General features: G+C 66.4%; 25 protein-coding genes and 1 pseudogene. 19 read left to right on the top strand and 7 right to left on the bottom strand.

Annotated elements, in window-relative coordinates:
- Positions 1-7 precede the first annotated feature (7 nt).
- From AXW83_RS27725 to AXW83_RS04355, 5 genes are read left to right on the top strand one after another with little or no spacing between them, the layout of a single operon-like run.
- Positions 8-379: a hypothetical protein gene (locus tag AXW83_RS27725; RefSeq protein ID WP_236841809.1), complete on the top strand. Its 372-nt coding sequence runs from the start codon at positions 8-10 to the stop codon at positions 377-379.
- Positions 376-1431: a Rieske 2Fe-2S domain-containing protein gene (locus tag AXW83_RS04370; RefSeq protein WP_066610976.1), complete on the top strand. Its 1056-nt coding sequence runs from the start codon at positions 376-378 to the stop codon at positions 1429-1431. The genes AXW83_RS27725 and AXW83_RS04370 overlap by 4 nt, the downstream gene beginning before the upstream one ends.
- Positions 1428-2237: a hypothetical protein gene (locus tag AXW83_RS04365; RefSeq protein ID WP_066610974.1), complete on the top strand. Its 810-nt coding sequence runs from the start codon at positions 1428-1430 to the stop codon at positions 2235-2237. Before AXW83_RS04370 ends, AXW83_RS04365 begins: the two co-directional genes overlap by 4 nt.
- Positions 2237-2440, top strand: coding sequence for a hypothetical protein (locus tag AXW83_RS04360; protein ID WP_066610971.1), 204 nt, complete (start codon positions 2237-2239; stop codon positions 2438-2440). Before AXW83_RS04365 ends, AXW83_RS04360 begins: the two co-directional genes overlap by 1 nt.
- 26 nt (positions 2441-2466) lie before the next feature.
- Positions 2467-3177, top strand: coding sequence for an SDR family NAD(P)-dependent oxidoreductase (locus tag AXW83_RS04355; protein ID WP_168166053.1), 711 nt, complete (start codon positions 2467-2469; stop codon positions 3175-3177).
- Between the two features lie 13 nt (positions 3178-3190).
- Here the strand turns inward: AXW83_RS04355 and AXW83_RS04350 are convergent.
- Positions 3191-3747, bottom strand: a pseudogene (locus AXW83_RS04350) (chlorite dismutase family protein).
- Between the two features lie 114 nt (positions 3748-3861).
- Between AXW83_RS04350 and AXW83_RS04345 the strand changes: the two are divergent.
- Positions 3862-4092 (top strand): DUF2798 domain-containing protein, encoded by a 231-nt coding sequence (locus tag AXW83_RS04345; RefSeq protein WP_066610969.1) that lies wholly within the window; start codon positions 3862-3864, stop codon positions 4090-4092.
- Here the strand turns inward: AXW83_RS04345 and AXW83_RS04340 are convergent.
- Entirely contained in the window at positions 4052-4714 is a 663-nt protein-coding gene (locus AXW83_RS04340; RefSeq protein WP_066610966.1) for a pyridoxamine 5'-phosphate oxidase family protein, read from the bottom strand. The genes AXW83_RS04345 and AXW83_RS04340 overlap by 41 nt on opposite strands.
- A gap of 88 nt (positions 4715-4802) precedes the next feature.
- Positions 4803-5354: a carboxymuconolactone decarboxylase family protein gene (locus AXW83_RS04335; protein ID WP_066610965.1), complete on the bottom strand. Its 552-nt coding sequence runs from the start codon at positions 5352-5354 to the stop codon at positions 4803-4805.
- Positions 5355-5475: 121 nt separating this feature from the next.
- Between AXW83_RS04335 and AXW83_RS04330 the strand changes: the two genes are divergently transcribed.
- From AXW83_RS04330 to AXW83_RS04320, 4 genes are all read left to right on the top strand, one after another.
- On the top strand, positions 5476-6393 hold the full coding sequence (locus tag AXW83_RS04330) for a LysR family transcriptional regulator (protein ID WP_066610964.1): 918 nt from the start codon (positions 5476-5478) through the stop codon (positions 6391-6393).
- A gap of 534 nt (positions 6394-6927) precedes the next feature.
- Complete coding sequence (locus AXW83_RS28015; RefSeq protein WP_257722113.1) at positions 6928-7056, top strand: hypothetical protein; 129 nt, start codon at positions 6928-6930, stop codon at positions 7054-7056.
- A gap of 104 nt (positions 7057-7160) precedes the next feature.
- Positions 7161-7529 (top strand): YciI family protein, encoded by a 369-nt coding sequence (locus AXW83_RS04325; RefSeq protein WP_066619795.1) that lies wholly within the window; start codon positions 7161-7163, stop codon positions 7527-7529.
- Positions 7526-8728: an RNA polymerase sigma factor gene (locus AXW83_RS04320; protein ID WP_066610960.1), complete on the top strand. Its 1203-nt coding sequence runs from the start codon at positions 7526-7528 to the stop codon at positions 8726-8728. Before AXW83_RS04325 ends, AXW83_RS04320 begins: the two co-directional genes overlap by 4 nt.
- Before the next feature lie 427 nt (positions 8729-9155).
- Here the strand turns inward: AXW83_RS04320 and AXW83_RS04315 are convergent, their stop codons facing one another.
- The 3 genes from AXW83_RS04315 to AXW83_RS04305 form a co-directional block, all read right to left on the bottom strand.
- Positions 9156-9998: a glycosyltransferase family 25 protein gene (locus AXW83_RS04315; RefSeq protein WP_066610959.1), complete on the bottom strand. Its 843-nt coding sequence runs from the start codon at positions 9996-9998 to the stop codon at positions 9156-9158.
- 80 nt (positions 9999-10078) lie between these two features.
- Positions 10079-10795 (bottom strand): FkbM family methyltransferase, encoded by a 717-nt coding sequence (locus AXW83_RS04310; protein ID WP_066610957.1) that lies wholly within the window; start codon positions 10793-10795, stop codon positions 10079-10081.
- A 210-nt stretch (positions 10796-11005) separates the two neighbouring features.
- Positions 11006-11635, bottom strand: a complete 630-nt coding sequence (locus tag AXW83_RS04305) for a TetR/AcrR family transcriptional regulator (RefSeq protein ID WP_066610955.1) — start codon at positions 11633-11635, stop codon at positions 11006-11008.
- Between the two features lie 127 nt (positions 11636-11762).
- On the opposite strand from AXW83_RS04305, the gene AXW83_RS04300 reads away from it, so the two are divergent.
- The 3 genes from AXW83_RS04300 to yghU are packed head-to-tail and all read left to right on the top strand — an operon-like array spanning position 11763 to position 14319.
- Positions 11763-12719 (top strand): DMT family transporter, encoded by a 957-nt coding sequence (locus AXW83_RS04300; RefSeq protein WP_066610953.1) that lies wholly within the window; start codon positions 11763-11765, stop codon positions 12717-12719.
- Positions 12716-13420: a glutathione S-transferase family protein gene (locus AXW83_RS04295; RefSeq protein ID WP_066610951.1), complete on the top strand. Its 705-nt coding sequence runs from the start codon at positions 12716-12718 to the stop codon at positions 13418-13420. Before AXW83_RS04300 ends, AXW83_RS04295 begins: the two co-directional genes overlap by 4 nt.
- A 20-nt stretch (positions 13421-13440) precedes the next feature.
- The gene (yghU, locus tag AXW83_RS04290; protein ID WP_066610949.1) at positions 13441-14319 is read left to right on the top strand and encodes a glutathione-dependent disulfide-bond oxidoreductase; all 879 of its coding nucleotides are present in this window, start codon (positions 13441-13443) and stop codon (positions 14317-14319) included.
- Between the two features lie 43 nt (positions 14320-14362).
- Here the strand turns inward: yghU and AXW83_RS04285 are convergent, their stop codons facing one another.
- A complete protein-coding gene (locus AXW83_RS04285; RefSeq protein ID WP_066610947.1) occupies positions 14363-15004 on the bottom strand; it encodes an NrsF family protein in 642 nt (213 codons plus the stop codon).
- A 232-nt stretch (positions 15005-15236) separates the two neighbouring features.
- Here AXW83_RS04285 and AXW83_RS04280 point away from each other — a divergent pair, with 232 nt between their 5' ends.
- From AXW83_RS04280 to AXW83_RS04255, 6 genes are read left to right on the top strand one after another with little or no spacing between them, the layout of a single operon-like run.
- A complete protein-coding gene (locus AXW83_RS04280; RefSeq protein WP_066610945.1) occupies positions 15237-16388 on the top strand; it encodes a trans-sulfuration enzyme family protein in 1152 nt (383 codons plus the stop codon).
- A 29-nt stretch (positions 16389-16417) separates the two neighbouring features.
- A complete protein-coding gene (locus AXW83_RS04275; protein ID WP_168166052.1) occupies positions 16418-17143 on the top strand; it encodes a TIGR04282 family arsenosugar biosynthesis glycosyltransferase in 726 nt (241 codons plus the stop codon).
- 41 nt (positions 17144-17184) lie between these two features.
- On the top strand, positions 17185-17910 hold the full coding sequence (locus AXW83_RS04270; RefSeq protein ID WP_066610941.1) for a glycosyltransferase family 2 protein: 726 nt from the start codon (positions 17185-17187) through the stop codon (positions 17908-17910).
- Between the two features lie 34 nt (positions 17911-17944).
- Positions 17945-18979 (top strand): NAD-dependent epimerase/dehydratase family protein, encoded by a 1035-nt coding sequence (locus AXW83_RS04265; RefSeq protein ID WP_066610940.1) that lies wholly within the window; start codon positions 17945-17947, stop codon positions 18977-18979.
- A 46-nt stretch (positions 18980-19025) separates the two neighbouring features.
- Positions 19026-20387, top strand: a complete 1362-nt coding sequence (locus AXW83_RS04260; RefSeq protein WP_066610939.1) for an MptA/MptB family glycosyltransferase — start codon at positions 19026-19028, stop codon at positions 20385-20387.
- Positions 20384-20755 (top strand): DMT family transporter, encoded by a 372-nt coding sequence (locus AXW83_RS04255; RefSeq protein WP_066610938.1) that lies wholly within the window; start codon positions 20384-20386, stop codon positions 20753-20755. Before AXW83_RS04260 ends, AXW83_RS04255 begins: the two co-directional genes overlap by 4 nt.
- Positions 20756-20757: the final 2 nt, after the last annotated feature.

Genomic DNA, 20757 nt, shown 5'->3' with positions numbered 1-20757 from the left:
GCCGGCGATGGCGGCTGCCGCGATCATCGTCGCACTGGGCCAGGCCTGGCTCCTGGCGGGGTTGGCTGTGGGTGTCGCGTTCCTGCTGTTGGGCCTCGACCGGCACGACGCTGCGGCCCGTGGGGCCTATGGCTTCCGGCCGCTGCTGCTGCCGGGGCTCGTCCTGCTCTGGCCGCTGGTTGTCTGGCGCTGGCTAGAGCAGCCGTCGCTGCAATCCTCGTTGCGTCGCCGCCACAAGCGAGCGCATGCTTTCCTCTGGCTCGGGCTCGCCTGCATCCTGCCGGCCATCCTGGCGACGGCGCTGGCGCTGCGGCGCCACGACATACCCGTGCCGGCCTCGGTGCGGATCGACACCGGCCCGTCGGAGCGCGACGAATGAGCGTCAGCTATCGCCCTGTCGGCTGGACGCGCAGCAAGATCGTCTACGATGCCGTGCTGATCGGCGGCATCGGGCTTTATCTCGCGGCGTTCATGCGGTTTGCCCCGAAGGCAAGGCCGACCGGCGCGCTGCTCGACGACCAGTCGCTGGCGATCAAGGCATATGGCACATGTGCTTTCCTGCTGCTGACGCTGGTGCTGATGATCGGGCCGCTCGCCCGGCTCGACACCCGCTTCCTGCCGCTGCTCTACAACCGTCGGCATTTTGGCGTGATCACCTGTACGGTCGCCGCCGGCCATGCCATGGCGGTGCTCGACTGGTACTTCGCCTACAGCCCGCTCTCGCCCTGGGTCGCGCTCTTCGCCACCGATACGGCCTGGGGTGACCTACGCGGCTTTCCGTTCATCCCGTTCGGGCTCGCGGCCTTTCTCATCCTGCTCGTTCTGGCCGCGACCAGCCATGATTTCTGGCTGAACTTCCTGACTGCGCCCGTCTGGAAATCGCTCCATATGAGCATCTACGGCGCCTACGGGCTGGCGGTGCTGCATGTCGCGTTCGGGGCGTTCCAGGATGCCCGAAATGCCGGCCTGCCTGTGCTCGTCTTCGGCGGCAGCGGCGCCCTCGTCGCGCTGCATCTGGCGGCGGCCTGGCGCGAGCACCGGCTGGACCGGCGGGTATCCGCCGATACGACGGGCTGGATTGCGGCCGGACGGATCGGCGACGTTCCGGCCGGCCGGGGGCTGGTCGTGCCGCTGGCCGACGGCTCCTCGGTCGCGATCTTTCGCGAGGAAGACGCCCTGTCTGCGATCAGCAATCTCTGCGCGCACCAGAACGGCCCGCTGGGCGAGGGCCGGCTGCGCAATGGCTGCGTGATCTGCCCTTGGCACGGCTACGAATACCGGCTGCGCGACGGCTGCGCGCCGGCGCCCTTCACCGAGCGCGTCGCGACCTACAGGCTCAAGCTGGAGGCCGACATGATCATGCTCGACCCGACGCCCAATCCGTTGGGAACTGCGGTCGATCCCGTCGCGATCGGGCAGTTGCACCGATGACGCGGCATGACGACGTCGCCGGATCGCGCCATGACGAGTTCTTCATCGGCTGGAGCGGCAAGGCGGGGCCGCGCCTCAGCCGCTTCCTCGCCGTCGTGGCAACCCTCTGCCTGGCGGGGATGGGGCTGGTCGGTTACGGCCTGAGCCGCCATGCCGACGATCCGGCCGCCGGGCTGCTCCGGCTGGGCGAGCGCGACGGCACTGGTGGGCCGGTGCGTCCCGACGACTGGGGCGGCGAGCAGGTCCTGCGCGGGCATGTCTCGCGCTTCGGCTCGCCTCTGCTGCAATTGCCGCCGAGCGTCGACTATCCGCGCGGGCGTGTGATGCTGCTGGCGGGCGACGGCAAGCGCGCCCCCGACCTGCCGGCCGGCACCGGCCCGATGGAGTTGCGGGGTAGCGTGCTGCGGCGCGGCTCCATCGAGATGCTGGTCGTCGAGGGGCGCGGTCAGCCGCTCGACGCCTCGTCTGGCCTCGACCCCGCCATGCATGAGCCGCTCGGGCGCTGGCGGATCGCCGGCGAGATCTGCGACGGCAAATGCTATGCGGGCGCGATGCGGCCGGGCTCGGGGCTGGCCCACAAGGCCTGCGCCAATCTGTGTCTGATCGGCGAGATTCCAGCGGTGTTCGTCACGGTCGATCCCGTTGCCGGCAGCCGGTTCCTCGTGCTGGCCGGCCCGGATGGGCGTCCGCTGCCGGCCGAAATCTATGACTGGGTCGGCATTCCGGTCGAGCTGCAGGGCGAAGTCGAGCGGATCGGGAATGTGCTTGTCCTGCGCCTCGAGCCAACGCGCATGAGGCGGCTGTGATGGCGCGCCTGGTTAGCCTTGTTGGAACGCTGCTCGCCCTGGGCCTCGCCTTTGGGGTCTTCGTCCAGTCTGCGCCGGTGGCCGGCTGGGTCGGGCTCCCCGAGATGGGCCTCGTCGTCCAGCTCGGCCTCACCCTCGTCGCGCTGGGTGTCGCCGACGTCCTGGCCGCACGCCTGCTCACCAGACCCCATCCCGAGACCTGACCGCAGACAGAAGAATGGATCTTGCCATGACCGACACCTCCCCGATCGTCATCGTCACCGGCGCGGCCGGCAATGTCGGCCGCGCGCTTCTGACCACGCTCGCCTCGCGCGGGGACCGCATCATCGCCGTCGACCGCCAGTCGTCGGCGATGGGCGACCTGCTTCAGCCGTTCGGCGGCGCTGATCGCCATCTTGTTCTGGCCGATCTCGACCTGTTCGACGCGGCCGCCTGCGAGGCCGCCATCAAGGCGGGGCTCGCCCGCTATGGCCGCATCGACGGCATCGCCCATACGGTCGGCGGCTTCGCCTCGGCCGCAGCCGCCGAGGGCGGCCCCGATCTCTGGGAGCAGATGTACCGGTTGAACGTGTTGACCACGCTCAACATCTTCCGAGCTGCGCTGCCGCCCATGCGCGCCGCCGGTCGCGGCAGCCTCGTCGCGATCGGCGCCGGTGCGGCCGTGAAAGCGCCCTCCGGCCTCGGCGCTTATGCCGGCGCCAAGAGCGCCGTCCATCGGCTCGTCGAAAGCTTCGCCGACGAGTTCAAGGCCGACCGCATCCGCGTCAACGCGATCCTGCCCAGCATCATCGACACCCCGCAGAACCGCGCGGCCATGCCCGACGCCGACCATACCGCCTGGGTGCGGCCGCGTGAGATCGCCGACGCCATCGCCTTCCTGCTTGCAGAGGACGCCAGCGGCGTCACCGGTGCGTTCATCCCGGTCTCGGGCCGTGTCTGAACCGTGACGGCTTTCAGTCCGGCTCCGACCTCACCAGCCGGACATCGACCTCGCGCTCGACAAAGTCCCATTCCCGTGTCCTCGCAGCCGCGCCAAAAGGTCGTCGAACGCCGGCTCATCGGCCGGCGCGAAATCGAACCAGGTCAGGAAGTCGAACGGCTCGCCGAGGTCGCGGCTGTGGTGCAGCCGCCGCGCGATCGCCGGCAGATAATCCATGCCGATCGCTGTGTGTCGCGAGGTCTCTTCGAAGATCGCACGCCTCTCGTCCTGCGCGAGTTCCCACCAAGCCGCCGACTTTTTGATCGGGATCAGGGCTGCATGTGTCGCCTGCCGGCGGTCGAGGCCCTCCTGGCGCGCCCTCAGGCCGGCCACCTCGTCTCGCGTCGCATAGCGGATGTTGCTGACCGTACCGAGCAGGCGCCAGTTCGTGATGTCAGTGATCGGGCCTGGCTCCCAGGGCTGAATGGTCAGGGCCTCGGCCGGTGCGAGGCCTACGCCGCGATAGGCCGCGATCGACGAGATCCGCCAGTGTCCGTGCGCTCCGGCGCTGAAGGCATAGGTTGAAGCCATGGCGGTCCCCATCTTGCTAATCACAGCCCTCAAGGATCCAAGGCAAGGGTTATGCCCGCCCGCAGGCGAGCGAGGCCTCCCGCCTTGCGCACCGGCGGATGGGAGCGGTTTGCGATGCGAGGCATTCCCCGGCGCTACAGCCACGTCGTCTTCGGCGTGCTGCAATCGGGCCTGACCTCTGCCATCGCGGCCGCCATCGCGCTCCTCCCCGGCGATGGCGGGCTCGATCTGCTGGGGCGCTGGCTCGGCTCCTGGCTGCTCGCCTGGTCGGTGATGCTGCCAATCGTCGTCTTCGCGGCCCCGTTCATCCGCCGCCTGGCCGTCGCCCTGACGCAACCAGATTGAGGCGCTCAGACGGCTTGCCTCTGACGCTCGCCAGTTCCGCCTCTAGCCCCAGGATGCGGCGGTCCTTCTCGGCAAGGGCCGCGGCGACGTCCTTCGCCGCGATCATCTGCGGGATATGCTGCGGGCAGTTGGCGTCCCAGGCCTCGATCTCGAACAGGATCGCCTGCTCGGGCGTGCCGGCATAGCCGGCGGGGCGCAGCCTCTCCAGCAGATCCGGATCATCCTCGACGACCCTGGCCGCGCCCCAGATCTTGATGCGCTGGCGGCGGGCATAATCGATCAGGAAGAGATAGGCCTTCGGGTTCTCCGACAGGTTGCCGAGGCTGACATATTGGCGGTTGCCGCGGAAATCGGCAAAGCCGAGGGTCTTCTCGTCGATCACCCGCAGGAAGCCGGCCGCGCCGCCGCGGTGCTGGATATAGGGCTGACCGTCGGCACTGGCCGTGGCCAGGAAGAAACTGTCGCGGGCCGCGATGAAGGCGGCGAGTTCCGCCGTCACCGTCGTCTCCCAGCCGCCATGCTGCTCCATCCGGCGGTAGCCGTTGCGGGAGCCCTTTCGCTGCTGGATCGCCTTGACGGCCGGCGTGAAGGCAATGTCGCTCGAACTCTTCAGATCGCTCATCGGTCTGCTCCGGAAAGCCGTCTCCCGGCCGCATCGGCCAGGGAGACGCAGGTCATGACGGGAGAGGCACGCAGAGGGCGCCGGGCGCTCAGGACGCGAGCGGCAGTGCAACGGCGGGGAAGTCGATATCCGTGCCGGCGACCTCGTTTACGTAGTTCGTCAGCGTGTTGAGCGCGACATGGGCCACGATCTCGATGACCTGGCCGTCGTCATAGCCCGCGGCCTTGACCGCCGCGACGGCGTCCGTCCCGACATGGCCGCGCTCGCGGACGATGGCCACGGCGAAGCGCACCGCTGCATCGGCCTTGGCATCCCCGGAATGGCCGTGGCGGTTGGCGAGGATCTCGGCGTCGTCGAGCTTGGCGATGTGGCGGCCGAGATAGCTGTGCGCCGCCAGGCAATAGCCGCAGCCATTGAACTGCGCGACCGCGAGCGCGATCCGCTCCCGGGTCTTGGGCTCGAGCCGGCCCTTCCCCAGCGCGCCGCTCAGGCCGAGATAGCCTTCGAGCGCGGCCGGCGAATGCGAGACGACGCGAAACAGGTTTGGGACGGAGCCGAGCTGCTTTTCGACGGCCTGCAGAAGGGGCCGCGCCGCCGCCGGCGCGGCGTCGATCGAGGACGGGGTGACGATGATGGACATGATGGGTCTCCCTCGAGGCCCGCCGGGATGGCTGCCTCATGAGGGAGAAGATGACAATGGTCGCCTGAAACGATAATCGTCTGGTTTGGCACGTCATCATTGCGCAGAACGGTGCAATCCCATGGATCGCTTCGCCTCGCTCTCGGCCTTCGTCAAGGTGGCCGAGCTCAAGGGCTTCGCCCCGGCGGCCCGTCACATCGGCCTGTCTCCCTCGGCCCTGACCCGTCTCGTCGCCGCGCTGGAGGACCATCTCGACGCGCGCCTCCTGCGGCGGACGACGCGCTCGGTCACGCTCACCGACGAGGGCGAGCGCTACCTCCTGCAGGCCCGCCGCATCCTGGCCGATCTGGCCGACGCCGACGCTTCGCTGCAGGCCGTGCGCGCCGTGCCCGCCGGCCGGCTCGTCGTGGCGGCGCCGCTGGCCTTCGGCCGCTTCCATGTCGGCCCGCTCCTGTCGGCCTACCTGTCGCGCTATCCGGCGGTGCAGGGCGAGCTCAGGCTGGGAGACCGCAACGTCAGTCTCATCGAGGACGGCATCGACGTCGCGGTCCGCATCGGCGAACTCGGCGATTCGACACTGAGGGCACGTCGCGTCGGAGAGACGCGGCGCGTTTTGGTGGCGGCGCCGGGCTATCTGGAGCGGCATGGTGCGCCGTCGTCCCCCGCCGACATCGCAGCCCATCGCTGCATCCATTTCTCCGGCTTCAACGCCGCCCATGAATGGGTTTTCGAACGGGAGGGACGGCGGCTGCGGGTCGGCTTCACGCCCAGCTTCGTGACGAATGGCGCGGAAAGTGCGGTCCAACATGCCGTGGAGGGGGGCGGGCTCACGTTGGTCTTCGCCTACCAGGCGGCCCCGGCGCTGGCCCAGGGGCGTCTGCGTGTCCTGCTGCCGGATTATGAGAGGCCGCCCTCGCCGATCCAGCTCGTCTACCCGACTGCGCGCCTGCTCACGGCAAAGGTGCGTACCTTCATCGACATGGCCGTCAGCCACACCCACTGGTCGTTCACGGAGCTGGATGCACCGACGGGCGTTTGACGCGAAGGCGACTGTCCAGCGCCAGGAGTCGGACAAGCGCGGATATGGAATCTCCAGCCTGCGACGACAGATGCCGGCAGCAAGACACATACAGAGCCTCTACACGCCACGACCGGTCGCATCAGTCGGAACGGGTGGCGGACTTTCCAATGTCTGCCGTGGACCTTCGCGGCTGCTCGACTAACATGCCCAACAGACTGCCCTGAAGCAGACGTTCCAGATGTCGGCTAGGGGCCAGAACCGCCCTCCCCGCTCTCAGTCGAAGTGCGCCACTTCCTGACGTTGGAAGCTCGCCGGGAACCGGACGTTCGGGCTTTTGATGAGCCGAGCACCTGTCGCGGGTTCAGCACGCTCCCAGCTCTAAACATTTGGACCGGAATTTTTGCGTTCGCCACGCGCGCGTGGCTGTGCGCTTCAAGCCCAACTCCACTCAGAGCTGCACGCGCGCTTCGCGTCCTCGAGGAAAATCTACCGCTCACGCGAAATCCACTTGTCAGCCCAACACTAGACCACGAGGGCTCCGGAAAGACCCGGTTGGAGGCGATGCGCGGATTGGATCATCGGCCACTGTTCATCGCCAATTACGAAATCGACCTTTCCAGTCTAAACGAAGAGGATCAGGCAGGCGCCCGCGAAGCCGTCGGGCGGGTGCGTGCGGTCTGAGGCCGGGCGCGAAAATTTTCCTGCGTCGCTGTCGATCGGGCGCCCCGCCGCGCATCACCCTGTTAGGAACGCGCACGGTGCGCGAGCCGCCCAAGGAGAACGCCATGCAGTACATGCTCATCTTCAGTGAGACCACCGCCGAAATCGGCCGCCGCGACGACCCCGCGGCCGCGCCCGCCTACTGGGGCGCGTGGAATGCCTACGTCGGCGCCATGCATGACAGTGGCATCGTCGTCAGCGGCAACGGGCTGCAGTCGCCGCGCACCGCCACCCGAGTGCGCGTGGAAGGCGGAAAGCGCCAGGTGCAGGACGGCCCCTTCGCCGACACCCACGAGCACCTGGGCGGCTACTTCATCGTCGAGACGGCCAGCCTGGACGACGCGCTGGAATGGGCCGCGCAGGCGCCCTGCGCATCGGCCGGCAGTGTCGAGGTGCGGCCGGTGATGCCGCCACCGACGAACGCGCCTGCATGAGCGACGGCGTGGCGGCGGCGGCCGAGCGCGTCGCCCGTGAGAGCTATGGCCGCCTCGTAGCGCGCCTGGCCTGGCAATGGCGCGACCTCACCGCGGCCGAGGACGCGCTGGCCGACGCCTTTGCCGCCGCGCTGCGCCACTGGCCCGAGCAGGGCGTGCCGGACGCGCCCGAGGCCTGGCTGGCCGCTGCGGCCCAGCGCCGCCTGCTGCACCACGCCCGCCACGTCCGGCTGACGCTGGACCCGCGCGTCACCGCCCTGCTCGACGAGGCCGAGCCCGAGGCGCCCGAGCGCCTAGCCGTGCCCGACGCACGGCTTCAGCTGATGTTCGTGTGCGCCCATCCGGCCATCGAGGCGAACGTCCACGCTCCGCTGATGCTGCAGGCCGTGCTGGGAATGAACGCCAAGGTCATCGCCAGCGCCTTCCTCGTCTCGCCTGCGGCGATGGCCCAGCGCCTGGTGCGGGCCAAGGCGAGGATCCGCGAAGCCGGGTTGCGCTTCGAAGCGCCGGAAGCCCGCGAGCTGCCGGCGCGCCTGTTCGCCGTGCTGGAGGCCATCTACGCCGCCTACACCCTGGGCCGGCACGCGCTGGTCAGCCCCGCTGACGACCTACGCGAGGAAGGCCTCTTCCTGGCCCGCCTGGCGGCGCAGCTGCTGCCGACGCAGGCCGAGGCCTGGGGGCTGCTGGCCCTCCTGCTGCATGCCGAGTCGCGACGCGCCGCGCAGTTCGATGCCGAGGGCCGTTTTGTGCCCCTGCCGGCGCAGGACCCGGCCGGCTGGCGGGACGACCTCATCCGCGAGGCCGAGGCGGCGCTGTGGACCGCCGCTAAGCTGCGCCAGCCCGGGCCCTTCCAGATCGAAGCGGCCATCCAGTCGGCCCATGCGCAGCGCCGCGCCACGGGGCAGACACCCTGGCGCGCCATCGCAGAGCTGTACGGCGTGCTCGTGCAGCACCACGCCAACCTCGGCGCGCGCGTCGGCCAGGCCGTGGCCTTGGCCGAGTCCGGCGAGCCCGCGTCTGCGGTGGCGCTGCTGGACGCACTGCCGCTTGAGGCCGCCGGCTATGCGCCCTACTGGGTGGCGCGCGCCCATGTGCTGGGCCTGGCCGGCGCGCCCGGCAGGCAGGCCGCGGTGCGGCGCGCCATCGGCCTGACCGACGATCCGCGTCTGCGTGATTTCCTGGTTGCTCAGCTGGGCTGAAATTCCTCGCCAAACGCCGAGCGGGTGTAAAGCCGCAGTCGGTCGTGCCGAGACGGACGAGCAGTGTGATGACCATCGTCCGACATGCCCATGCTGCGGCGGTCGCATGATCCTCGTCGAGCTCGATGGTCGCCTGGTAGCCCAGGAGCTCGTCTGTGTCCTCTATGCGGGGGTAGCGGGCGACTATCGATCGAGGTGCTCGCTGAGGAGCACCGCGCGGCGGTTGACGCTGATCATCCTGCGTGTCTTCGCGTTCAGCGTCATCGTTCATCGTGCTTCACCAGACGTTGAGCGCGATGGGATGCGAGGTTCTTCGAACCGTCCAGCTTCCAGCCATCCTAACGGACTTACGCGCTGATTGAACCGCATCGGGCTTCCCGGAGGCTCCAACTCCTGAGTATCGGTGTTGGTCAAGCACGGGTCGCAGTCAATTGACGGCCGTCGCGTCAAACGGCGGCAGCAAGGCGCAGCCGTCGTCGATGAGTAGCTGCCGCTTTGCGTGCAGTACTATGCCAAGTGCGCGGTCGGCGTTCGTGACGCCTTCCAGCGGGACATAGCAGTCGCTGCGGAGCGACCAATCGGGCTCGAAGATGGGCGGCTCGGTGTAGTGGGCCTCCAGATCGTGTCTGCGCTCGATCAGGACAGTGCTGATTTCATGATCGATGTGCCCATTCATGGGGAGCAGAGCCGGGATCAGCGTCCGGCAGGCTGCGGGCGTGATCAGATAGGCGAACGTTCCGTTGAAGAAGTAGATCCGCGCCAGTTCCGAGCCTTGGGGCCTCTCCGCCATACCATTCATGATGGCGCGGCCGAGAAAAACAAGATCGGCCTTGGGCGAGATGGCGCCGAGGACGTTACGGAATCGGTTCGCATCGAAACTCGCGGCCGGGTTGGCATCGTCTTCGAAGACCAGCAGCCGCGGCATCTTGTTGGCGATCATCCACTGCCAGGTGGCGATGTGCGATAGGAAACAGCCGATCGCGGGCCGCGTGAGTGTGAAATGGCTCTGTGGGGCTGCTTCGATCTGTGCGGCCGGTTGGCACAACAGGGGTGCAATGGCCTCCAACGATAACCGGGCGCCCTCGACCGCTGGCACCTTGATCAGTTTGTTCAGTCCGATAGCGGCCATGCGCTTCGAGATGGCGTTCCACTTGTCCGTTCGATGCGGAAGATTGATCACGGCGACGGGCAGGTCGATGCCAACCGCCTGAGCACTGTCCCCATCGAACGCGATGTCCGCTTTGGGAACGAGCTGCAGCATATGATCCATGTCTGGTTTGGTGCGGATCGGACGACAGCCCCCTTTTGATCTTCGTCAGCGGACATTTCAGCGCGGAGACGTGCGCTTTGTCACTGGAAAAAGAACGAAATGTACTCACCTTTCTGGATCACTTCGAAATTGCGCCCCGCGATGGCTGAGAACAGGGTCCGGCTGGTGCCCTGCCCCGGGAACAGCCAATCATGCGTCTCCGCAATGAGCAGATCGGTGCGATCGAGCCAGCCCGTGTTCGAACGGAACAAGGTGTCTTCGCCACCCTCGATGTCGACTTTGACGATGAGATTGCGCGTGGCGCCATACCGCCGCATGAGGCCGTCAATGGTGACGGCGGCGATCGCGCTTTGCGCGCCGGCCTGGGCCGGCCGCACCCGATAAGCGAACTTTTCGGCATGGGGGTCCACCAACTCAAGGCCGGTTTCCCGGTCGTGCACGGCGGCTTCGACGATCTCGATCAGGGGATTGTGCTGCGTGTTCTTACGCGCAAGCTCCGCGTTGTCTCGCGCGGGCTCAATGCCGACGATCCGCGCTGCCGGCAAATGCAATGCGAAGTATAGTGTGCTGAGGCCGATATTGGCACCGCAATCGACGACGAGCGGGGTCTCGCCGGCGGCGATCAGCCGGTGATAGGCCGCGCGGATCCAGGCGAATTGCGGGGCGGTGCTGATGTTGAATTCTTCCGTGCGGAAGATCTGCTCGAGGACCGCGTAGTCGCTAGTGCCGTCGCGGATCCAAACCGGGCCGATGCGATCAACGTCAATTCGCCGTAGAGCCGGTGAGATCTCGGTCATGGGCTTGCTCCTCAAGTTCGGAGGCGGCGGGAACGCTACTGGCAGAATGCCGGAGTTGGACAACCTGCTGTTGTCAAGGCTTGCCAGAAATAGGTTCGGGCCCCCAAATTCATGCCGATGGGCGTGCCGAGCGTGTCGCACGTCAGGTTGCCTGATCCCGGACGAGTTGTGCCAATAGCAGAGGTGGGCGCGCTCCCTGATAGCGACCCTTCAGGAACTGTCTACGACACCAGCGACACTGCCGCCGAATTTTGTCCCTTCCGGCGCCAGCAGCGCGAGCGCCGGCCGCACCACCCCTTCAATGAGGGCTCGCTCCGGGCGTACGCGTGCAAGAACCCGAACGCCCATCAAAACCCCGAGGAGGTGCCGCGCCAGTTCATCGGCAGCCTGCGACGACGAGATCGAGCCGTCAGCCTGACCTTGCCGGACACTGCTCAGAAAGAAGGTCTCGATGCGCAACAGCACGCTCGCCACGGACTCCCTGAAGACTGGATCGTGAGGCGCGACATCGAGCGCCGTGTTCACCAGCATGCAGCCCTTGCGATCCTTGTCTTCGAGCGATCGCTTCACGATCTCGGCTAGGAACGCCTCGATCGCCTCGCGAGGTTTCATGGCCTCACAGCGCCGAATGCGTTCGCCGATGCTCCCTGCCACATAGTGGTCAAGGGCGCGCCGATAGAAGGCGCGCTTGTCTCCGAACGCATTATAGAGGCTGGCGCCGGTAAGGCCGGTCTTATCGATCAGGTCGCGGATCGACGTGGCTTCGTAGCCGCGACTCCAAAAGCATTCCACGGCCGCGTCGAGCACGGTGGCCTCGTCGAATTCCCTGGGCCTCGCCATCCTGATCCCCGCTCGCCAGCACCAGGAACATCTTGTCATCGAAGGTGCGGCATGTATTTTAGAATGAATGAACTAAAATGCAAAGTGGTCGGCTCCCTGGAGGCGCCCCGGGGCTGGAAGGGAGGCCATGTCAGAGACCGAGGCCTCTGCAGCGATCAAGGTTTTCCCTGTCGCCGCGCCCCGGCGCTTGGCGGGGCTGATCTGGGCGGCCGTTGCCGTCTCGATCTTCTCGGGCTGGTTCGTGATCACGCGCTTCAGCGTGACGCGCGAGCTGCGGATCTGGGACATCACGGCGCTGCGGTTCGGGATCGGCGCGGTGTTGCTCGCACCCGTCCTCATTCGACGTCGCGCGACGCTGTCGCGCGCGGCCTGGGGCGAGGGCCTGGTCTTCGCCATGCTGTGGGGCATGCCTTTCGTGCTTCTGGTCGCACTCGGCCTCAGCCTGACCTCGGCTGCTCAGGCTGCATCCATCGCCCCGACGCTGATGCCGCTGTTTGCCGGCATTTTCGCCTGGGCTTTCCTCGGCGAGCGGCAGGGAAGGCAACGCTGGGCCGGCTATGCAGCGATTTTCGCCGGCTTGGCCCTGCTCGTCCTGGCGGGAACCGCCAGCCACGGGCCGCCCAGTCCGGCCGCGCTCGGTGCGCTGGCTGCCGCGGCTGCAATGTGGGCTGTCTACACGCTGTTGTTCCGCCGGAGCGGCCTCAGCCCGATCGAGTCGGCGGCGCTGATCTGTTTCTGGTCGGCGGTGCTTTTCCTGCCGGCCTACGCGCTGTTCGGCCTCAGCCGTTTCAGCCAGGCTCCGGCGGCCGAGATCGCCCTGCAGGCTGTGTATCAAGGCGTGCTTATGAGCGGCGTCGCGATCTTCACCTTCAATCGCGCCGTCTCGCTGCTGGGTTCGGCAGCCGCCACCGCGATTATCGCACTCATTCCGGCCGTCGCATCGCTTCTTGCCATTCCCGTTCTCGGGGAGGTGCCATCGGGCGTCGAGGGCGTTGCGATCACGATCATCGTCGCCGGTGTCCTGCTCGCGTCGCGCCGGCCCGTTGCCGCTGATTCCGTTGAAACACAAGGGAGAACCCCATGATCCGCTTCTACTTCCACCCGACGCCAAACCCGGCGAAGGTCGCGCTGTTCCTGGAAGAGACGGGCCTGCCCTACGAGGCGATCCCCGTCGATACCAGCAAGGGCGAGCAGCACGCAGCGTCGTTCCGGGCGATCAATCCCAATGGCAAGGTGCCGGCGATCGTCGATACCGAGGGACCGGGCGGCCGTGAGGCGCGGGTGTTCGATTCGACTGCCATCCTGCTCTATCTCGCCGAGAAGACCGGCACATTGTTCGGCGCGCCCGAGGACAAGCCGGAACTGCTGTCCTGGCTGCTGTTCATCGCGTCGGGCCTCGGGCCCTTCTCGGGGCAGGCGGTGCACTTCCAGTTCGCCGCGCCCGAGGGGCTCGACTATGCGGTGAACCGCTATCGCCGCGAGGCGGAGCGCCACTATAAGGTCCTCGACGACCACCTCGAAGGCCGAACCTATATCGTCGGCGACGCATATACGATCGCCGACATCTCCGCCTGGGGCTGGCTCGACCGCGCCTCACGCGTGTTCAAGGGCACCGATGATCCGCTAGCGACGTTCCCCAACCTCAAGCGCCTGTTCGAGACAGTCGAGGCACGACCGGCCGTCGTCCGCGCACGCGCGGTCGGCAAGGACCACCCCTTCAAGCAGGTCCGTGACGAGGAGGCGCAGCGCGCGCTGTTCCCGTCCAATTTTCCGCCTATAGCCTGATTGCCCCAAGGAGACGCATCATGACCGACAGCACCAACTACGTCCCGCCCAAGGTCTGGACCTGGGACAAGGCCAGCGGCGGCACCTTCGCCAGCATCAACCGGCCGATCGCCGGCGCGACTCATGACAAGGACTTGCCGATCGGCAAGCATCCGCTGCAGCTTTATTCGCTGGGGACGCCAAACGGCCAGAAGGTCACGATCATGCTGGAGGAGCTTCTCGCGCTGGGCCACAGCGGCGCCGAATACGACGCCTGGCTGATCAAGATCGGCGATGGAGACCAGTTCGGATCAGGCTTCGTCGAGATCAACCCGAACTCGAAGATCCCGGCGCTGATGGATCGCAGTGGGCCTACGCCCATCCGCATCTTCGAATCCGGCGCGATCCTTATGCACCTCGCTGAGAAGTTCGGCGCCTTCCTGCCGACGGAGCCGGCGGCGCGGGCCGAGACGCTCTCCTGGCTCTTCTGGCAGATGGGCTCGGCGCCCTTCCTCGGCGGCGGCTTCGGCCATTTCTACGCCTATGCGCCGGCCAAGTTCGAATATCCGATCAACCGCTATGCGATGGAGGTGAAACGGCAGCTCGACGTGCTCGACCGGCGATTTGCCGACAACGAATTCGTCTGCGGCAAGGACTACAGCATCGCCGACATGGCGATCTGGCCCTGGTATGGCGGACTCGTGAAGGGCTGGCAGTATGGCGCGGCCGAATTTCTCGCCGTGCAGGACTACAAGAACGTCGTCCGCTGGGCCGACCAGCTTCTCGCACGCCCCGCAGTGGCTCGTGGGCGCAAAGTCAACCGCACCTCCGGCGAGCCATCGGGCCAGTTGCACGAACGCCACGACGCCAGCGATTTCGACACCAGGACGCAAGACAAGCTGTTGGAAGCCAAGGGATGACTGTGCCCTGCATCGCTCCTGATCGGGGGTGGTAAGCACGACATCACCAACGCAGAAAGCGCGGCATGATGAGCATCGAGAGAGCTGTCACAGCTACGGCTGCCAGCGAGTACCACGTCGCCAGAAATGGCACGGTGTCGTCTGAGCAGTGCAGACTGTAGCCCATGATGGCTAAACCCGCGGACGCGATGCCAGCGGAGGCGCCGGTCAAACGTCCGTCAGTCGAAGCGCCGCGCCGGGCCACAACGAGAAACAGCAGCGAGGGGACAAGCGCGTAGAGCGGCACGACCACGAGGCAGGTGCGCCAGTTGCGCCCGAACGTCAGAGCGCTCCAGCTTACGACTGGTTCCTGCGCCAATGTCAGCAAGGCCCAGCCGCCGGCCAGCGCGATCGGCAAAAGTGATAGCCACAGGCCTCGTGCCGGGCGCAATCCCGGCCGCAGGCTTCTCTGAAAGACGACGAGTGCTACGCCGGCCAGGCTTCCGCCAAAAGCCATTTTGGCGATGACGGCTCCCGTAATCCAGGACATGGCCAGGTCGGGCCGCGCACCTAGGGTAGCGAGGACGAGCAGCACGACGACCCCGAGCGACACAAGCGCAGTCCCCGCCGTTGCGCGATCGAGCCAGGCAATATTAACCGGGCGGGCGTCCATCGTCATGACCGAGATCAGGTCTTCGGTTCGCATGTCGAACCTTCGTTGCGATGAGTTCTCATGAGAATTCGCAGCATGTCGCTAAAAGGTTACAAGCCGGACCCTGTTCGGAGGATTTGGCATCGGGCAGGATTCGGAACTGGCCGATCATGCCCCCGGCGATGCCGCTCGCGAAAACGTTTGTAACCTCCGACAGATGCCTTGCGAACTTCATCTCGACAGCAGCGTTCACAGTGACCTGCTTGTCGAATGAAAGTTGCACCGTATGGCTGCTCTACTCGGCAACGCTCCTCATGTTCGCACTATCGCGGCCCAGTCCCTGAAAGGGTTGACGAGCCCTGACAACGGGCTGGTGTCGCCGATCCATTTCGCGACCGCCTATGTGCGCGACGAGAGCTATGCCTATCCGACCGGTCATGTTTACGGCCGTTCCGACAATCCGACGCTGCAGCAGGCAGAGACCTTGCTCTGCGCGATGGAAGGCGGCGACGATGCCATGCTGTTCGGTTCGGGCATGTCGGCCGCGATGGCGGTCGTCATGGCGTTCGACCAGCCGACGCATGTTCTGGCGTCATCGCAGATGTATTATGGCCTAAGGCGCTGGCTCCAGGCGATCGGTCGCTTCGGGCATACCTTTGCGTTCTGCGACACGAGCGACCTAGGGGAAGTCGAGAAGGCCTTGGCCGCCCGTCATCCCGGCCTCGTCTGGATCGAGACGCCCAGCAATCCGGCCTGGTCGATCACCGACATCAGCGCGGTCTGCACGCTCGCGCATGATGTCGGGGCGATCGTCTGTGTCGATTCCACAATCGCCACGCCCGTCTTGACGCGGCCGCTCGCTCACGGGGCCGACCTCGTGATGCACAGCGCAACGAAATATCTGAACGGGCATTCCGACATCAATGCCGGCGCGCTGGTCGCCGCCACGCAGGACGCATTATGGGCGCGGATACGCGACTGGCGCGCGGAGCAGGGCATCGCGCTTGGCACCGTGGAGGCCTGGCTGCTCGCGCGCAGCATGAGGACGCTCCATCTGCGCGTCAGCGCTCAGTCGCAGACCGCGGCGCTTCTTGCAGGCCGCCTGCAGGGCCATCCTGCGGTTGCGCGCGTGCTCTATCCTGGCCTGCCGTCCCATCCGGGGCACGTCGTCGCGGCGCGACAGATGAGCGGCGGCTTTGGCGGCATGCTCTCGATCCAGGTGAAGGGCGGGCAAGCCAAAGCGCTTCAGGTGGCGCGCAAGACCTCGCTGTGGAAATGCGCGACGTCGCTCGGCGGTTTCGAGAGCCTGATCGAGCATCGCGCGACGATGGAAGGCGCGGACGCGCAATGCGCGGACGACCTCCTGCGCCTGTCCGTCGGGCTGGAGGATCCAGAGGACCTTCTCCGCGATCTAGAAACCGCTCTTTCCTGCAAGTGATCGAGATGCTCATCAGTCGAGGCAACGCCATGAAGACAGTCGGTATATCGATCATCTGCAAGACGCCCGAGCCGGGCAAATCGAAGACGCGGCTGTCGCCGCCGTTGTCGCCAGAGCAATGCGCCTTGATCTCCGAATGCTTCATCCGGGATCTCGCCCAGAACATCCAGGTGCTCTGCGACAAACGGGGCTTCACCGGCTATGCCGTCTATACGCCGGTTGGTAGCGAGGAGAAGCTGCGCGGGCTGATTCCCGACGCGTTCGGCCTCATCCCGCAATGTGGCGGGGACCTCGGTGCGCGTCTGCTTCAGGGCACCAAGGACATCTTGGCGAAAGGCCACGATGCCGCGTTCATCCTGAGCTCCGACAGCCCGACCCTGCCGATGGATGTACTTGAAGAGGCCATCGACAGGCTCTTCGCACAGGATTGCGTGGTCCTCGGTCCCGCGATCGACGGCGGATACACCTTCATCGGTCTGACCCATGCGCATGAGCGGCTTTTCGACGACATTCCGTGGAGCACAGACCAAGTCTACCGGCTGACCGTCGAACGCGCCGGCGAAATCTCCCTGCCGGTTTTCAGCGCATCCGAATGGTACGATGTCGACGAGGCGTCGACCTTGGATCTCCTGCAGACGGAGTTGCGTGGCGACGGACTGCCTGCCGCCCTGTCAGGCCATATGCCGATGGCTGCGCCTGCGACGCAGGCCTATCTCCACAAGCTCCAGAGGTCGGCACGCCAGCTCCTGCTGTAGCGGAGTGCTCTCGACCCAATGTCTCCGGAGATTCTGATCACATGATATTCCGTGCACGCACCGAGACCGTTTCCGTGGTGATTCCATGCCTCAATGAAGAGGAGGCGATCGGCCCCCTCATCGCCGAGATTCTGGCCGAGGGCGTCGACGAGATCGTCGTCGTCGACAATGGCTCGACGGATCGGACCGCCGAGGCCGCCCAGGCCGCGGGAGCCCGGGTCGTCGCCGAGCCCATGCCCGGCTACGGCAGAGCCTGCGCCGCAGGCGTCGCGGCGGTGCGCAGCGACTGCGACATTGTCTGCTTCCTCGATGGCGACGGCAGCGACATTCCAGGCTTCATCCGTTCGGTCACCGGTCCCGTCGCGGCCAACGAGGCCGATTTCGTGATGGGATCGCGGCTGAAGGGCACGCGTGAACCCGGCAGCATGACGCCGCAACAGCTCCTGGCCGGACACATCGCAGGCTTCCTGATAAAGCAGGCCTATGGCGTCAGCTTCAGCGACATGTCGCCGTTTCGCGCCATGCGGTTGTCGCGCCTGCGCGCGCTTCAGATGGCCGAGACCACCTATGGCTGGAATCTCGAAATGCAGATGAAAGCCGCGGCCGGCGGGCTGCGCATCCTCGAGGTTCCCGTCGATCATCGTTGCCGGCGCGGCGGCGTCTCCAAGGTCTCGGGCAATCTCGTGGCCGGGTTGAAGGCCGCCTGGAAGATTTCGACGACGTTCCTGCGTCTGAGATCGACGCTCAAGCGGACAGCTCACGCCTGAGCCTGCCGACCGGTCGGCAAGAAAGGATTTGACGATGCATGTTCTGGTGACGGGTGGAGCCGGCTTTATCGGCCAGCATGTCGTGCGCGGGCTTGTCGCGCGCGGCCATGAGGTTCGCGTGCTCGATTCCCTGCGGGCCGATGTGCATGGCGCGACGCCCTCGTGGAAGCCGGCCGATACCGTCGCATTCCAGCAGGGCGACGTGCGCGATGCGGCTGTCGTCGCGACCGCCCTCAAAGGCATCGACGCCGTCATCCATCTCGCCGCCAAAGTCGGTCTCGGCGTGGATGTGACGGACCTCCCGGACTACGCGTCGAGCAACGATGTCGGCACCGCCGTCCTGCTCGTCGCCATGGCGCAGGCGCGTGTCCACCGCCTGACGCTGGCGAGTTCGATGGTCGTCTATGGCGAGGGCAATGCGATCTGCTCCGAGCATGGCCTTGTCCGGCCGGCCCCGCGCATCGAAGCCTCGCTCGCAGCGGGCGATTTCGAGCCGCCATGCCCGCTCTGCGGCAAACCCCTCTCGACCAATCTCGTCGGAGAGGACACGGCGTTCGATCCGCGCAATGCCTATGCGACCAGCAAGGCGACGCAGGAATATTACGCGTCCAACTGGGCCCGGACCACGGGCGGCTCGGTCGCCGCGATGCGCTATCACAACGTCTACGGACCCGGCATGCCCAAGGACACGCCCTATGCCGGCGTGGCCGCGATCTTCCTCTCCGCGCTGCGGAAGGGCGTTGCACCCATGGTCTTCGAGGATGGCGGGCAGCGGCGCGACTTCATCCATGTCCGCGATATCGCCGCCGCCACGATCGCCGCCTGCGAACAGCACCAGACGGGCGTCCGCGCCTTCAATGTCGGCTCGGGCACGCCTCGCACTGTGGGCCAGATGGCTGAAGCGCTGGCGCAGGTGCTCGACGGCCCTGCTCCGATCGTCACCGGCAAATACCGTCTCGGCGATGTCCGGCACATCACCGCGGATTCTTCGCGGCTGGTCGCCGATCTCGGTTTCCGACCTTCGGAGGAGTTCACCGAAGGCATGCGTGAACTCAGCGGCGCCGTCTGAACCTCATCCGCGACATCGCCGAACCGAACCCGGGCAGGACGACCTCGTGACAGCGCAGATCATCGATCGGCCAGACCATGCAGAACGCAGAGCGCATCCGGCCGCTCTGTTCGGCATGCCGGTCGCTTTGTGGATGTTTGCGGGGCTCTTCCTCGGCCTGACGGCCTTCGGCGCCTGGCAGATGGCGCTCTACGAACATGACCGTCTCTTTGCGCTGATGCTGGCGCAAGCCGTGCTTTACCTGGCTGCGGTCTGGTGGGTCCTGCGCAACGGCGCTGCTCTGGACCGCAAGCCGGCCCTCATCCTCGTGCTGGGCGTGGCGCTGCTGGCTCGGGCCATGCTGCTGCCGATGCCGCCGGTCTCGACCGATGTCTATCGCTATGTTTGGGATGGCCGGGTCCAGTCGGCGGGCATCAACCCTTACCGCTACATGCCGGCCAATCCGGCGTTAACGGGCTTGCGCGACGAGGAGGTCTATAGCCGGATCAACCGGGTCGACACCGCCGTCACGATCTATCCGCCGATGGCGCAAATCGTTTTCCTCGCCGCATCGAAACTCGGCGACAGCGTCACCGCGATGAAGGCGATGATGGTGGCCTTCGAGGCGCTTGCCGTCTTCGCGCTGCTTCGTTTGCTTAAGGCGGGCGGACAGTCGCGGGCGCACATCCTGTTCTACGCCTGGCATCCGCTGCCGCTGTTCGAGTTCGCCGGCAGCGGCCATGTCGATGCCATCGCGATCGGCCTGATGCTGGCTGCGATGCTGGCGGCGAATGCCAAGCGCCCATTTCTCTCCGGAATGCTGCTCGCGGCCGGCGCTGCGGCAAAATATGTTCCCGCCGTGATCGGGCCGGCGCTCTATCGGCGCTGGGACTGGCGCATGCCTGCCGGTTTCGGGCTCGCCCTTGTGCTGCTTTACTTGCCCTATCTGGGCGTCGGGCGCGGGATCCTCGGTTTTCTTCCCGGCTATGTGCAGGAGGAGGGCATCGCCGGCAGCGGTATCTTCTGGGTCGCGCTGGTGCAGCGGCTGACCTCCGCGCAGGGTAACCTCACCACCGCCTATTTCGGACTGGTTGCGCTGGTGCTCGCCGGCTTGGGCCTCGCAGCGTTGTTTCGGCGCGCGCCCGATCGCATCTCACCGGCTCTGACAGGCGCCCTGCTGCTCGCTTTCACCCTGGCGGTCACGCCGCACTACGCATGGTATTTCAGTTGGCTCGTCCCGCTGCTGTGCCTGCGGCCATCGCTCGCCGTGCTCTGGCTGACGCTGGCCGCGCCTGCGCTTTACGGGCTGCCATGGCTGCCCGACGCCTTCACCGTGCAGGTCGCGATCTATCTGCCGGCGCTTGTTCTGATCCTCCTCGACGTCTTGCGGCCGCAGGCAACGTTCAGCGCCGAAAGAGCCCCGTCATGAATGAGCGGCTCGGCACCATCGCCCTCGTGCTGACGAGCGTCGTGCTCAACGCCGCGGCACAGATCGCACTGCGCAGCGCCGCACGGGCCGGCTTCTCGGTCGCGGGTCGCGGCTTCACCGAGATCGCGCTGGATATCGCGGGCCGGCCCGGAATCCTGGCCGGCATCGCCTTCTACGGATTGAGCCTCCTGACCTGGATCGCCGTTCTGTCCCGGGCGGAGGCTTCCCTGGCCTACCCTTTCCTGGCGCTCGGCTTCGTGATCGTCGCGATCGCCGGCCATGTCCTGCTTGGAGAGGTTCTGACCGAGCGCCGGATGATCGCGATCGCGATCATCGTCGGCGGTGTCGTCCTCCTGGCCACGAGCTGATC

The sequence above is a fragment of the Bosea sp. PAMC 26642 genome (assembly GCF_001562255.1).
Classification (GTDB): Bacteria; Pseudomonadota; Alphaproteobacteria; order Rhizobiales; family Beijerinckiaceae; genus Allobosea.
Note: the sequence above shows the minus strand (reverse complement) of the source record. Positions and strands in the feature narration are given on the sequence as shown.